Below are 14,793 nucleotides of genomic sequence, written 5' to 3' on the forward strand. Positions count from 1 at the left end.
TAACGATCAGTAAAATATAACTATTCTAAAAATTTACTAGTATATCAATATTCGCTATAATTTTAACAATTCCTTTCTAGAAAATTTATAAATGTTTTAACATACTAATTTGGGTCAAATAGAATAGATGGTACCATTTTAAAGATTTCTTATTAACCTAATAACCTAATAATTAAAATTTGTCTTATTAAAATTTACTGCAACAATAATTACATCACTCATGTTGATAGATCCGTCCATGTTGAGGTCAATACCTGCATCATAATTGGAATCATTGGTTATGCTGCTAAAGCATTTTGCCAATATTATAATATCTGCCATGTTAATGGAATTGTCCTTATTAAAGTCCCCACCCCAGAGTTTTATTGGAGAAATCTGTGTAGAAATCTGAAGGTTTGAGTCTATTATAATGTCTTTTAATTCTCGAGTCAGATAGCCTCCCTTGCTTATCCTCAATGTATAGCCTGAACTGCTTTTCGGTACATCCCTAATTATAAAATACCCGTTTTGATCGGTAGATGTTGACTTGCCTGTTTGTGTAATCTCAACCCTAAACCCTGAAGTCAGTATGGATTTTGAACTTTCAGGGAAAGAAAAGTCGGGAGATATATAACCTGAAACGCTGTAGGAAAAAGCAGTAGCGGTTGGTGTGGAAGTAGGTGCAGCGGTTGGTGTAGGTGTATGGGTGGGCGTGGCAATAGGCTTTCCTGCAAGTATGCCGTCCAATTCAGTTTGGGTCACGCTAACAACACTTCCGTGCCTTACGCCTGCCGGAACACTGATGTTTGCCACTTTTGTCCAGGAAGTAGCACCTAAGTCTGTTGTCTTCCAACATTCGAATTTGCCATTTTGATTGAAAAGATCAGCATACATATACCATGTGTTGGAGTTGTTGTCCTTGAATACGAAGGGGCCCTCAGTGCCTGCGGACGTGATAAAATTCGGGGTAAATACGTTGAAGCTGTTTGGGTTTAATGTTGTGGATTTGGCAGCTTTAATTGATTTTCCGCTGGAACGCTCATCCTTGAAAAACAAATAAGCTGTACCGTTATGCTGAATTACGTCAGAGTCTATTACGTCATATCCCGGATCAAAAAATACCTCGCTCTCGGTTATTGTATTGAAGTCAGTGGTATAGTTTACATATGTACGATTATAGTTGGTGTTTCCCGACCATATGATGCCGTATTGCTTTTTATTGTAGTCATAGAATACCTCAGGTGCCCATGCGTGCATGTTTGTTGAGTGCACTTTCAATAAACGCTCGTTTTTAAAAGTTATGAGGTCATCGGAATCCCAAACATGTATGTACTGGCTGTGATCCGACCAATTGGTTCCAAGCATGTCGGTGGCTACTATTACAAAAGTTCCGTCCTGTTTCCTACGAATGTATGGATCTCGAATTCCTTTTGTACCTAACTTTGCATAGAGCACGGCTTTACCGTCATTTATATTTTTCCAGTTCATAGCATCGGTGCTGTAGCAGAGATTTAGGCCATAACCACCTGTTTCCTGCTTAAAGTACCCCATGATGTATGCGGAATAGGTTTCAGCAGATACGGCTTTGCCAAGGAATAGAAAAACTGCGGAAGAACAAAAAAATACCAAGAGTATGGACAAAACCTTCTTATAGTTTTTTATCATTATTTGCAACCTCCCTGATTACCATACTGGAAATTATTAAAGGAATAATCTAAGTATACATTTACCGTAAGGAGCTTTCAATAATAAGTCTCCGGTAAATATGCGAATTATTTTTTAAAAAAGCACCCTTAAATAAAAAATTTATACGCATTATATTATGGAAGCTTTTTTTAATTTACGGGAGGTACATACTATGAGAAAAGTTATAAGTATAAGCTTGATATTGTTTGTATTGTTTACATGTCTTATGATGATTCCGCAAGGGCTGTTAAATACTGAGGCAGCAGCGGCAAAGCCTACTGTATATATTTGCGGGGACTCCACAGTTCAGACCTATTCAGCAAGCTATGCACCCCAGGCGGGTTGGGGGCAATTTATTGCCAAGTATTTTACCACAGATATTTTGTTTGTAAACAAAGCTATAGCGGGCAGGAGTTCCAAAAGCTTTATAGCTGATGGTCGCCTGGATGAGATCATAAATGTAATAAAGGCTAATGATTATCTATTTGTGCAGTTTGGTCACAATGATGCAACCATAAGCAAGCCTGAGCGTTATGCAGAACCCAATACCACTTACAAGGAATGCTTGAGACAATTTATTGACAGAGCAAGGGCCAAAAGTGCAATACCGGTTCTTATTACGCCTGTAGCAAGATTGAATTATTCTAATGGGATTTTTAAAAATGATTTCCCTGCCTATTGTACAGCCATGAAAGAAGTGGCAAAGGAAAAGAATGTACCCTGTATTGATTTAATGAGTAAAAGTATCAGCTACTATACATCTTTAGGATATGATAAGGTTTATCCCTTTTATATGGTTTCATCCAATGGAACGGATTATACACATTTTACTGACGTTGGTGCCACACAGATAGCAAGGATAGTTTCGGAGGGGGTAAAGGAAGCAGGGCTGGACATGGCAAAATATCTAATAAGTTCTGATGTATCCACTCCAACAAGTACTCCTACTCAGAAGCCAATAATTACTCCAACACCTAAGCCTTCCAACACACCGATTTTTATTCCTGAGGATATAAACCGAGACAAAATAGTAAATATGTCAGACGTTATACTAATTGCCCAAAGCTTTAACGGATCGGTTAATGAAAGCAACAAAAGGTGCGATATAAATAATGACGGGGCAATAAACATGAGTGATGTAATAAGGGTGGCATTGAAGTTTAATGTAATAATAGATTAAAGTGGAGGAGTTAGAATATGTATAGATGGAAAAAACTAAGCAAATTTGTAAGTTCATTTGTTATCTTTACAGTAATAGGCTTTAATACAGGCGGCTCTGGTGTCAAGGCTGCAGCAGATTATAAATTTGATTTTGGAGGCGGTGCAGTACAACCTGGCTATGTCGGGGTAAGTGCATCTACCGCATATAGTAAGTCTTTGGGATATGGGTTTAATACCCCTCAAAATATGAAAAATGTCACAGCATCGGGCAGTGGAGCGGCTAGCGATGCTGTCCAATTTGTGACTTTTGGGACAAAAAGTACAAACACATTTAATGTAGACCTTCCCAACGGTTTATATGAGGTGACGGTCACACTGGGAAACACAAGCAGGGCAAGCGTGGCAGCTGAAGGTGTATTCCAGGTTATGAACATGACCGGAAACAATGCAGTGGATAAATTCCAGATACCGATAACTGATGGCCAGTTAAATTTATTGGTAACCGAGGGTAAAGCGGGTACGGCATTTACTCTTAGTGCTCTGGAAATCAGGAAGCTGTCGGATAGTCCGGTAACAAACAGGACCATATACATTGGCGGAGATTCAACTGTGTGTAATTATTACCCTTTAGACACAAGCGTACAGGCTGGATGGGGACAGATGCTTCCGAAGTATGTAAGCACCGACTACTTTCAAATAAGAAACATGGCGACAAGTGGACAGATTGCAAGGGGTTTTCGCGATGACGGGCAATTTGAGGCAATCATGAAATATATAAAGCCCGGTGACTATTTTATTCTACAGCTTGGTATAAATGATACAAATACAAAAAACAACACTACAGAAGCACAGTTTAAAGAAATAATGAGAGATATGGTAGTAAAGGCAAAGGCAGCTGGTGCTACCGTTGTGTTATCAACTCCCCAGGGAAGGGCGACGGACTTTAATTCTGCAAATGTACATACTGCTGTCGGCAGATGGTACAGGCAAGCTACCATCGCCTTGGCAAAGGAAGAGAATGTACAATTGCTGGACCTTAATGTTTTAAGTTCGGCATATTTCACATCCATAGGGCCTGATGCTACCCTTGCACTTTACATGACGGGAGATACATTGCACCCTAACCGACAGGGAGCGACACAGCTTGCAAGGTTAGTATACGAAAACCTGAAGCTGCCTCTTAATTCACCTACACCTGCAAAGAATACTAATACACCGACTCCCACAAACACCTCTACCCCTACAAAAGTCCCAACCAATACACCTGTAACAACAAATACACCAACTGCTACTGCCCAATTACCGGTGGAAGATATAAACAAGGACAGGGCAGTAAACATGGCGGATGTTATACTGATTGCCTTAAATTTTAACACCCAGGTGACTGAAAGTAACAGAAACTGCGATCTAAATGGCGATGGCGTAATTAACATGAGTGATGTAATAAAGGTTGCATTGAAGTTTAATATGAGTGTATGAAAAGCGTTTCACATAAAATATATCCCAAAAAGATCAGCGGCTACGCATAAATAACAGGGGTGTGATAGTATTTGTTTAAATTGGGTTTTAATCTTAGGGAAGACAAAAACAGTGTTGAATACATAGTTGCAAAGATTAAGTCAGGAGACACAAATCTAAAAGAAGAATTCATTAAAGATAACATATTATATATAACCAAGTTAGTTTCCAATATTGTAGGGTCATATATAGACAATAAGAACAGTGAAGAATTCAGTATAGGACTATTAGCTTTCAATGAAGCTATTGATAATTTTGACAATAAGAGAAACGGGGACTTTTACAAATACTCTTACATGGTTATAAAGCATAGGCTTATTGACAATTTGAGAAAGAATAAGAGGCATGAAAATAATCTTCTGTTTTCTTCAATAGAGGATGATCATGATTTTAGCAATAAGTATATGATATCCAATTCTCATTATCAGTTTGAAAAAATTGAACTGGCTGAAGAAATTGATCTTTTTGAGAAGAGTCTTTCAGACTATGAAATTTCCTTAGGGGATTTGATATCAAGCTCACCGAAACATAAGGACTCAAGGATGATGTCCATTAAAATTGCAAGGGTTTTGGCTGAAGATGAGGTATTATACCAAAAGATGATTAGAAAAAGATGTATTCCGTTATCAGATCTCCTTAAAAAAATTCAAATCAGCAAAAAAACGGTTGTCAGAAATAGAAAATTCATTATCGCAGTGAGCCTGATACTAAGGAGCAGGCTCGATGATCTTAAGGGGTTTGTTGTGAACATGGAAAAGAGGGATAAATATGAATGATTTGGATAATATAGGGGTAGTTATCAGGATTGATGAAGATGAAGCCATTGTAATGACTGATGATGTGGTGTTTAAAAGGATCAAGAAGAGACCGGGGATATATAAAGGGCAAAAAATCCTTATAAGTGATAGTGATATTATTCAGGATAGCAAGGCAAACAAAAAATACTTTTATCCTGTATTTGCAGCTATAGCCTCCTTATTACTGATTATTCTGGCTTCATTCCATTTCTTTTTTGATACCAGCAAGCCCTACTTGTATATGAGCATAGACATTAATCCAAGTATTGAACTAGAAGTAGATGACAACGAATGCATAGATGATATCAGGGCTTTAAACATAGATGGAAAGATTCTAATGGAAAATATAAAAGTAAAAGGCATAGATATCAATAATGCTATAAGGTTGATCATAGAGAAATCAAGGGAAATGGGTTATGTTAAGGGAAATGACGAGAGGGGCACCATATTGATTGCGGCTGAATTGGAAAATGACAATGTTAAGGAAGAAACTGAAGGGGAAAAAAAGTTTGATGAATTTCTTAATAGAATAAAAAAAGATATAAATAAGACATACAGCAGCCTCTTGAATGCAGAGGTTGTCAAAGTTCCGCAAGGACTCAGGGAAAAGGCTGAGAGAATTGATCTTTCCATGGGAAGGTATTATATTTATTCAGAGGCTGGAAAGAATGGCAGGAAAATATCTATTGAAGAATTATATACAACAGAATTAGGAGTGCTTTTAGGAAGGATTCGTTCTGATAATACAGATACCAATGTAAATAATGAAAAGGCTGAACTAGTTACAAAACAGCCGTCTGCTTCCGAAAGCATTAAACCCACTCCAAAGGAGAGATCTTCGTCATTACCTGTGACACATGCTGTTTCAACATTACCAACACCAATGATTATACCAACTTTACCTCAATCAACTCCGCTGAAGTTACAAACAAGCAAGCTGGTACCAACACCCAAGCCGGTGCCAACACCCCAGCAAATCGAAACCATTATGAGTAAAGGGCTTATTGGAGAGTATTATAACTGCAGTGATTTTACCCAATACGTTATAAGCAGAATTGATCCGGAAGTTAACTTCAGGTGGGCTGAAAACGCCCCGGATGCTATGATTGGAGAAGATACTTTTTCGGTAAGATGGACAGGCTTTGTGGTTCCCAGATTTTCCGAAAGGTATACCTTTAGTACATATGCTGACGATGGAGTGAGATTATGGGTAAACAATACCTTGATTATAGATAACTGGAAGTCCCAATCACCGGTGCTTACAGAGGGAAGCATCGACTTGGAGGCGGGAAAGTGTTATGAAATAAAGCTGGAATACTTTGAAGATGTTAAATCTTGTCAAGTCAAGCTGTCCTGGAGAAGTGACTCACAAAAGCAAGAGATAATACCATCGAGCCAGCTATTCCATAAGGCTGATGTATATGAGGGAGAAAAGGCAGCCTTTTCAAGAAGCATGGAGGAGTCCACCAACACCGGTTTTTCCGGCAGCGGCTATATAAATTTCAATAATGAGGTAGGAGGTTATATTGATTGGGTTATAAATATAAAGAATGACGGTTTATATACTTTAAACTTCTGGTATGCTAATGGTGCGGACATTGACAGACCCTTGGAGATACGTATAAACGACAGCTTGGTTTGCAGTCGGCTGAGTTTTGATTCAACAGGTAGTTGGACTAAATGGGGCAGGCAATATATTGGGGTAAACTTAAAGGCTGGAATAAATGTAATAAGGACTTCTGCAGTTCTAAAAGACGGACCCAATATAGATAGAATGGAGGTGCTTTTCAAATAATTTTAATTTGATACCCGTAAAAAATTTACCATTTACGCATCTCTAATTGAACAAGATATTTATAGATTTTAGCCAATATAGTAAAATATAAGTATACCTTCGCAGATGAAGACTTATCACTCTTAATCTATATTTTTTTGATTGTGCTTAAATATAAAAGGGGGTTATTTTAATGAACGAGTGCAAAAAAAACACAAAGAGATTTTTCCTGCTATTATTGGTAATGGTGCAGATCGGGCTAATGATCATACCAGGCCAATGGGCTGATGCAGCACCGTTAAGACTTATGGAAAAACTGGACAGGGGTCTTGTGGCAGTAAAGGTTAGTAATGGGGTTTTTGTAAGCTGGCGTATGTTTGGTACAGACCCGGAAAGCATTGGATTTAATGTCTATAGGAATGGTACCAAATTAAACGATTCACCGCTTACTACAAGTACCAACTATCTTGATGCAAGCGGAGCCACAAGCTCAACCTATACAGTGCGTCCTGTTCTAAATGGCCAGGAACAAGTTGCATCTGAGACAGCTTCTGTATGGGGGCAGAATTATCTTACAGTACCTATTAAAGCACCGATCAGCGGATATCAAGCAGGGGATTGCAGCACTGGTGATTTGGATGGAGATGGGCAATATGAGATTGTTATAAAGTGGGAAGGTGCTACTCAGGATAATGCAAATTCTGGTGTTACTGATCCTGTATGTCTTGAAGCATATAAACTGAACGGTACTCGCTTGTGGACAATAAACCTCGGCAAAAATATCCGCGGTGGTGCACACTACACCCAGTTCATGGTTGCGGATTTTGACAGTGACGGAAAGGCAGAGGTTGCATGCAAAACCGCAGACGGTACGAAGGATGGTAAAGGCAAGGTAATAGGTGATGCAAATGCAAATTATGTAAATGGCAACGGATACATATTAGCAGGTCCTGAGTTTCTTACAGTATTCAGCGGGATGACAGGCGAAGCCCTTGCAACTGTAAACTATGATCCTCCAAGAGGTACTGTTTCCTCATGGGGGGATAACTACGGCAACCGTGTAGATCGTTTTCTAGCTTGTGTGGCTTATCTTGATGGGGTTCAGCCAAGTATAGTCATGTGCCGCGGATATTATACCAGGTTGACTATTGCAGCATGGGATTTTAGAAGCGGAAAGCTTACAAAGAGGTGGCTTTTTGACAGTAACACAAATACCAAATTTGCAGGACAGGGCAATCATAACCTAAGTGTTGGAGATGTTGATAACGACGGTAAGGATGAGATTATATACGGTGCATGTGCTATAGATGATGATGGCAAGGGAATGTATACCACTGGTTTAGGACATGGGGATTCCATGCACTTTGGAGACCTCAATCCCAATAGAGCAGGCCTGGAGGTATGGTCTTGTCATGAAGGGGAAGGCGGAGCTGACTTGCATGACGCAAGAACAGGTGCAATTCTTTTCAGATGGAATGCTGATGCTGATACGGGAAGAGCTTGTACTGCTGATATTGTAGCTTCATCTCCCGGGGAAGAAATGTGGGCTTCAGGTTCACCATTATTTAGTGCTACAGGTCAGAACCTTGGAAGTGCTCCAGGGTCAACTAACCATGCCATATGGTGGGATGGGGATGAACTAAGAGAGCTTCTGGACGGCACTACAATAACAAAACACGGTGGAGGCACTTTGCTTAGTGCTACCGGTTGTACTAAAATCAACGGCACAAAGTCCAATCCGAACCTGCAGGCGGATATACTCGGAGATTGGAGAGAGGAACTTATTTGCAGGACAAGTGACAACACTGCTCTTCGCATATATACTACTACCAGTATTACAAATAGAAGGATTTACACTTTGATGCATGATCCTATTTACAGAAATGGGGTTGCATGGCAGAATGTTGCTTACAATCAGCCGCCTCACACTGGGTTCTTCATAGGCAGCGGTATGGCTGCACCGCCTATTCCCCAGATAGCCCTTGTAGGTGATAACGGACCAAGCACACCACCTTCAAACACACCAACGAGTACACCTACCAGTACATTGAGAAACACCCCGACAAGCACCCCGACTAACACTCCGGCTTCGTCAGCACCTGAGGATATAAATGGAGATAGGGTGGTTAATATGTCGGATGTAATACTTATTGCATCACATTTCAATGCTGTTTCAACAGGCGGTAATTATGACAGAAAATGTGATGTAAATGGTGACGGAGCAATCAATATGTCTGATGTTATACTGGTTGCAGCCAAGTTCAATAAATCTGTATGACCAGTCCTTAATAGAATAAATAGGCTAAATAATAAAAGAACATCCGGTTGGATATTTCCTCCGATGTTCTTTTTTATTCAAGATGTCTAGAAAAATAAAAAAAGATTTCAAAAATAGTAATTCCTTAAAAAGGATTTGGGAAGAATATATAGAAAGAATATACAAATTACATTTGGAGGTTTATAGTGGCGAAAAGTAAGAAGAAGCTAAAAATTATTCCCCTTGGAGGATTAGGGGAGATAGGGAAGAACATAACAGTATTTGAATATGGTGAAGATATTATTGTTATAGATTGTGGTATGGCATTTCCAGATGATGAAATGTTGGGTATAGATTTGGTTCTGCCTGATACTACATACTTAACAAAGAATATGGAACGGATAAAAGGGATTATTGTGACTCATGGCCATGAGGACCATATTGGAGGACTTCCTTATCTATTAAAAGAAATCAATGTTCCGGTATATGGAACCAGGCTCTCATTAGGCCTTTTGGAATACAAGCTGGAAGAGCACGGAATTCTTTCAAGCTGCAAGCTGGAAACGGTAGTGCAGGGCCAAACTTTAGAGCTTGGTGCGTTTAAGGTGGAATTCATCCGTTCTACTCACAGTATTGCAGATGCAGTTGCACTTGCGATACATACTCCGGTAGGAATTGTTGTGCATACAGGGGATTTTAAGGTGGATTATACGCCTATTTCCGGAGAGCCAATTGATCTACCACGGTTTGCAGAACTTGGCAAGAAGGGTGTACTACTTCTTATGAGTGATAGCACCAATGTGGAACGACGGGGATATACAATGTCTGAAAAGACCGTTGGAGAGACTTTTGAAGAAATTTTTATGAATGCAAAGAGCAGAATAATTGTTGCAACCTTTGCGTCAAATATCCACAGAATTCAGCAAGCAGTGAATGCCGCAGTCAAGTACGATCGTAAGGTTGCTGTTTGCGGCAGAAGCATGATAAATGTAACTAAAAAGGCCATGGAATTGGGATATCTCAACATACCTGAGGGAGTACTTGTTGATATTGAACGTATAAAAAACCTTAATCAGGATAAACTTGTCATAATTTCCACGGGAAGTCAGGGAGAGCCCATGTCTGCTCTTTCAAGAATGGCAATAGGGGAGCATAGGCAGGTTGACATAGCACCGGGAGATTTGGTAGTGATTTCGGCTACACCTATTCCCGGTAATGAAAAATCCGTATCGGGTGTTGTAAATGACCTTTTTAAAAAAGGTGCAGAAGTGATATATGAAGCACTTGCAGATATCCACGTTTCTGGTCATGCATGTCAGGAGGAGCTCAAACTTATGCAGCGGCTTGTAAGACCTAAATATTTTATGCCTGTTCATGGTGAATACAGACACCTGAAGAAACACTCCAACCTTGCACAGAGCCTCGGCATGGAGAAGGAGAATATAATAATAATGGAGATTGGACAAGTCCTTGAAATAAATTCCGATGGAGCAAAAATAAACGGCAGTGTACCTTCAGGAAAAGTTCTTGTTGACGGGCTTGGCATTGGTGATGTTGGAAGTGTGGTATTAAGAGATAGAAAACACCTATCTGAGGATGGACTTATTATTGTTGTTGTGACTATACAGAGGGAAACGGGCAACGTAATTACAGGGCCGGACATTATTTCTAGGGGCTTTGTATATGTTCGGGAGTCTGAACCTTTTATGGATGAAGTAAAACAGGTATGCAAGGAAGCGGTTTTAAAGTCTGAAGGAAGAAACTGGTCCTCCAAGAAGGGGGCGATTAAGGATACGCTTAGGGAGTATATATACCAGAAAACTAAGAGAAAGCCTATGATACTGCCTATTTTGATAGAAATTTAGATGCTTTGCATATGGGAGGGCTTGGATTTTAATAGTACTACTTATATGTACCAAACCTTTCTACAGCTTCTGCACGAAGATAAGCTGCAGGCAGAAGCATAGATGTGTTAGAAAGTTGGTATGTGCTGTTATCTGTGTAAAGAGGAAAGCTGATTGTAAATTTTGTACCTTTACCTTTTGTGCTTTCCACCTCCACTCTCCCATTGTGCTCCTTTATAATTCTATAGCATACACTAAGACCTAGACCGGTGCCCGCTGATTTAGTTGTATAAAAAGGGGTGCCAAGCGTTTTTATCTGTTCTGGTGAGAGGCCATGGCCATTATCGCTTATTATGAGTAGTGCATCATCCCCGGTACGACTTAAACTGGTTTGTATGCAAAGCCTTGCATCACTTACGCCTGACATTGCCTCAATTGCATTTTTGGTCATATTGAGAATTATTTGTTTTATTCCCGATTCATCTGCTATAATGTCACCATCAAACTCAGCCAAGTCTATGTCTATTTTAACGCCTTTTATAAACGAAGGGCTCTCCAGCATATACCGCATTGATTCGATGATTTCATTTAATGAAACGATATCCATTATCGGCGGGGAAGGTTTTGCTATAGTAAGGAAGTCAATGATAACCCTGTTAAGGTCTCCAGAAATGCATTCTATTCTCTCAATATATTTTTTTGACTTTTCATTTGAGGATATGGATAAAAGCTGACAGTACCCTTTAATAGAAGCTAGGTGATTCTTGGTTTCATGAACTATACCTGCTCCCATTTGTCCCATTATTGCCAATTTTTCCTGCTGGAGTATCTTTTCCTGCTCCTTTTTGTATTGTGTTATATCTGATGATACTCCAATATGTCCAATAGTTTGCCCCTTTGTATTCTTGATCGGGCTACTGTGAAAAAGGACATGTTTTGTATTGCCGTCTAATGTTTTTAATGAAGCTTCAGTGGGCTTGCTCATTTTGATTTTTCCTTTAATGGAACTGTAAGGAATTCCATCTATGCTGAAGCTAAGAAGGGTATTAAAGTCCCTTATATGCATACCTTCGATATTTTTGAAATCCATATCAATAAACTCCAAGAGAGCCTTATTAGCAAGAATAATTCTTGCATTGCTGTCTGTCAACAATACAAGATTACTTAATGAATTTAAAATAGTTAATGTCTGAATCTCTAGGTCGGCAAGCTCCTGATCTTTTTTTGCATCAGAGAATGAGACCATTAAACCCCGGTTGTATTTGAAGGTACTTATACTTAAATCAAGCTGATTTCCCTTTTGTGTTGTATAATGGCTTAGTGCGGGGGGAATATTTTTATTGCTGGTGATAGAATGTGCAATCAAGTTTTTCTTTTGAATAAAGTCTGTGCACATAAACTTCTTTGCCATTTCATCAGCAGTCAGGCCTAATACATCTTTACGATTACATTCTAAAAGCTCAAGGGCTTTGTCGTTTATAAAAGCCACATGCAGGCTATTGTCATATGTAGCCAGTGCTAAAGGCAATCCGTTTAAGATAGCATACAATTCTTTCTTTGTTTCTTTAAGATTACTTTTTGCTATTTTCATTTTTTCATAAGGGTATTTTATATTGTTTACATAAATACCATAATATACGTAAAAGTAGCTTGCTACTTTAAGTACATGGCCCATTGTAGTGCTGAACGATGAATAGGATACATATTTTGTAAAACAAAACTCTGCTGAAATCAGTAAAAGTATAGATAAATAAATATGCCTGTAAGAAATCATCTTGCTTTTTCTTTTCATCTTTGAAATGCGATATATTCCAAAGATAAATAGGGCTATAATTGCGTACTCGAGAACTATTTTCACATTAGTTACACCTATAGAAGGAATAAAAAGAGTCGGCATAATTGAGGGAAAATTTATAAGTGCCATGGAAACCCCAAAGGAGTAAAATAATGAAATGGTAAGAAGCATATACTTGTTTTTTGAGAATATACCTGCTTTATATGTAGATAGGGTTAATATTGCTGCTTCGGAAATTCTGCCAACAACCCAAAACCTTGTTGATAAATCATCGTATCCTATGGGAAATAATTTTAATTCCGGGTAATAAATAACATGAAAAATGTCGAAAACAGCCACTGACAGGAAGCCGAAGCCAAGAGTCGTGAGCGAATACTTCCGCACATCATGGCTAAGCCATATTATTAAAAATGAGGACAATGCAATAAAAACACAAGTCACTTCCAATATGGTATGACACATACCCAAGTATTTTATCCATAAAAATTTGGATAATAATATAGATAGTATAAGGCTAGAGGATAGGACTAATATAAATTGCAGGGCTATTTTTTTATCGATTAAACTATAAAGCTTTTTTGCGTTGCTTAAGATAAACAATTCTGACACCTCTTTATTTAAGATTCGTACATTGTTCTAAAGATAGCTGTAGTTCATTTAACAGTATAATGCAAAACAACCTATAGTATATGTTAAAAGTATTTTACACTATATTTAGAAATAATGCCAGCACTTTATTGATAATAAATGGCAGAATATTTAAGGTATCACGTTTTAGGGTAAGTTTAGGTTTAAAAGTGAACATATTTTATAAACATATACGATGAAATAAAAAGGAGCAGATCGAAAAAATTCTATCTGCTTAAAAAATATAATATATATTCAGGTGTTGTGTAAATTGCTTGATAGCATAGGTAGTATTCATAACCTTTTCCAACATATATCAAACTGTAAAACTAGTTATACACAGTGAGTGGAATCCCCGAGTTGGCTATACATAATATATTGAAACTAATTTAAGATAATAATATCATAAATTATCACGTTTGTAAATGACGCATTACAATATTTTGAGTGCATGAGTAAATAATGAGTTACGAAAGGCGTTCCCATATTACCTAATAAGGCTTAACATAGTATAATTAGAATGTAATTATAAAATTATGGAATTTGTCGATATAATTTATAGTAAGGGAGGATATATTATGAAGATTGTTATAATACATGGCGGCCACAGAAAGGGAGCAACATATAAGGTTGCCGAATATGTTGCCGGGAAGTTTGCTGATACGCAAGGTATCGAGATAGAATGGATACTTTTAAAAGATAGAAGTATTAAAAACTGTTTAGGATGCTTTGTATGTCTCTTTAAAGGGGAGGATAAATGTCCACTTAAGGATGACAGGGATGAAATATATAAAAAAATCATGGCTGCTGACGGATTGATAATGGCTGTTCCCAACTACTCACTTCAGGTGCCTGCACTGGCAAAGAGTCTTTTAGACAGGCTGGCATTTGTTTTTCACAGGCCAAACATGTACGGCAAAAGGTTTATGGCTATTGTCACCCAAGGGGTTTACGGAGGAAATGGCATAGTAAAATATTTAAATGAAGCAATGAAGTTCTGGGGGTTTGGTATAAGTAAGGGAGTATGCATTACACTGATACCTGGCCAGCCGATCCCGGAAAAGTCCAATAAAGCGTTAGATGATGCTGCAAGAAGATTTTTACAAGATCTAGAAAATAATAAGCCTCCTGTACCTACGTTCAAAGACCTTGCCATATTCTATTTTGCAAGAAACGGTATAGAAACACAGGAAGCTACATCGGTGGATAGATGTTACTATGAAAGCAAAGGCTGGTTTAAATCCAGATATTATTATGATGTAAGGCTTGGGCCTGTTAAGTTGTTTTTCGCGTGGATCATGGACAAAATGGCTAAGAAGATGGTGGCTAAAACCAATAAAGTCTAAAAACCCATA

Annotated in this window: 9 protein-coding genes; 7 read left to right on the forward strand and 2 right to left on the reverse strand. The window is 38.4% G+C overall.

The window, feature by feature from the left end:
* Nucleotides 1-165: 165 nt before the first annotated feature.
* A complete protein-coding gene (locus tag VIO64_RS10310) occupies nucleotides 166-1,644 on the reverse strand; it encodes a dockerin type I domain-containing protein (RefSeq protein WP_331917812.1) in 1,479 nt (492 codons plus the stop codon).
* Nucleotides 1,645-1,837: 193 nt separating this feature from the next.
* Here VIO64_RS10310 and VIO64_RS10315 point away from each other — a divergent pair, with 193 nt between their 5' ends.
* The 6 genes from VIO64_RS10315 to VIO64_RS10340 all read left to right on the forward strand — a co-directional run bounded on the left by VIO64_RS10315 (nucleotide 1,838) and on the right by VIO64_RS10340 (nucleotide 11,037).
* Entirely contained in the window at nucleotides 1,838-2,845 is a 1,008-nt protein-coding gene (locus VIO64_RS10315; protein WP_331917814.1) for an SGNH/GDSL hydrolase family protein, read from the forward strand.
* Between the two features lie 17 nt (nucleotides 2,846-2,862).
* Nucleotides 2,863-4,305, forward strand: a complete 1,443-nt coding sequence (locus VIO64_RS10320; RefSeq protein ID WP_331917816.1) for a GDSL-type esterase/lipase family protein — start codon at nucleotides 2,863-2,865, stop codon at nucleotides 4,303-4,305.
* Nucleotides 4,306-4,376: 71 nt separating this feature from the next.
* Entirely contained in the window at nucleotides 4,377-5,120 is a 744-nt protein-coding gene (locus VIO64_RS10325) for a sigma-70 family RNA polymerase sigma factor (protein ID WP_331917818.1), read from the forward strand.
* Nucleotides 5,113-6,936, forward strand: a complete 1,824-nt coding sequence (locus VIO64_RS10330; RefSeq protein ID WP_331917820.1) for an anti-sigma-I factor RsgI family protein — start codon at nucleotides 5,113-5,115, stop codon at nucleotides 6,934-6,936. The genes VIO64_RS10325 and VIO64_RS10330 overlap by 8 nt, the downstream gene beginning before the upstream one ends.
* Nucleotides 6,937-7,108: 172 nt before the next feature.
* Nucleotides 7,109-9,193, forward strand: a complete 2,085-nt coding sequence (locus VIO64_RS10335; protein ID WP_414705257.1) for a dockerin type I domain-containing protein — start codon at nucleotides 7,109-7,111, stop codon at nucleotides 9,191-9,193.
* A gap of 185 nt (nucleotides 9,194-9,378) precedes the next feature.
* Nucleotides 9,379-11,037: a ribonuclease J gene (locus VIO64_RS10340; protein WP_331917822.1), complete on the forward strand. Its 1,659-nt coding sequence runs from the start codon at nucleotides 9,379-9,381 to the stop codon at nucleotides 11,035-11,037.
* Nucleotides 11,038-11,074: 37 nt separating this feature from the next.
* Here VIO64_RS10340 and VIO64_RS10345 read toward each other — a convergent pair whose 3' ends face one another.
* The gene (locus VIO64_RS10345) at nucleotides 11,075-13,273 is read right to left on the reverse strand and encodes an MASE3 domain-containing protein (protein WP_331917824.1); all 2,199 of its coding nucleotides are present in this window, start codon (nucleotides 13,271-13,273) and stop codon (nucleotides 11,075-11,077) included.
* Nucleotides 13,274-14,016: 743 nt separating this feature from the next.
* On the opposite strand from VIO64_RS10345, the gene VIO64_RS10350 reads away from it, so the two are divergent.
* Complete coding sequence (locus VIO64_RS10350) at nucleotides 14,017-14,784, forward strand: NAD(P)H-dependent oxidoreductase (protein WP_331917826.1); 768 nt, start codon at nucleotides 14,017-14,019, stop codon at nucleotides 14,782-14,784.
* Nucleotides 14,785-14,793: the final 9 nt, after the last annotated feature.

Source organism: Pseudobacteroides sp., assembly GCF_036567765.1.
In the GTDB taxonomy this organism is placed as follows: domain Bacteria; phylum Bacillota; class Clostridia; order Acetivibrionales; family DSM-2933; genus Pseudobacteroides.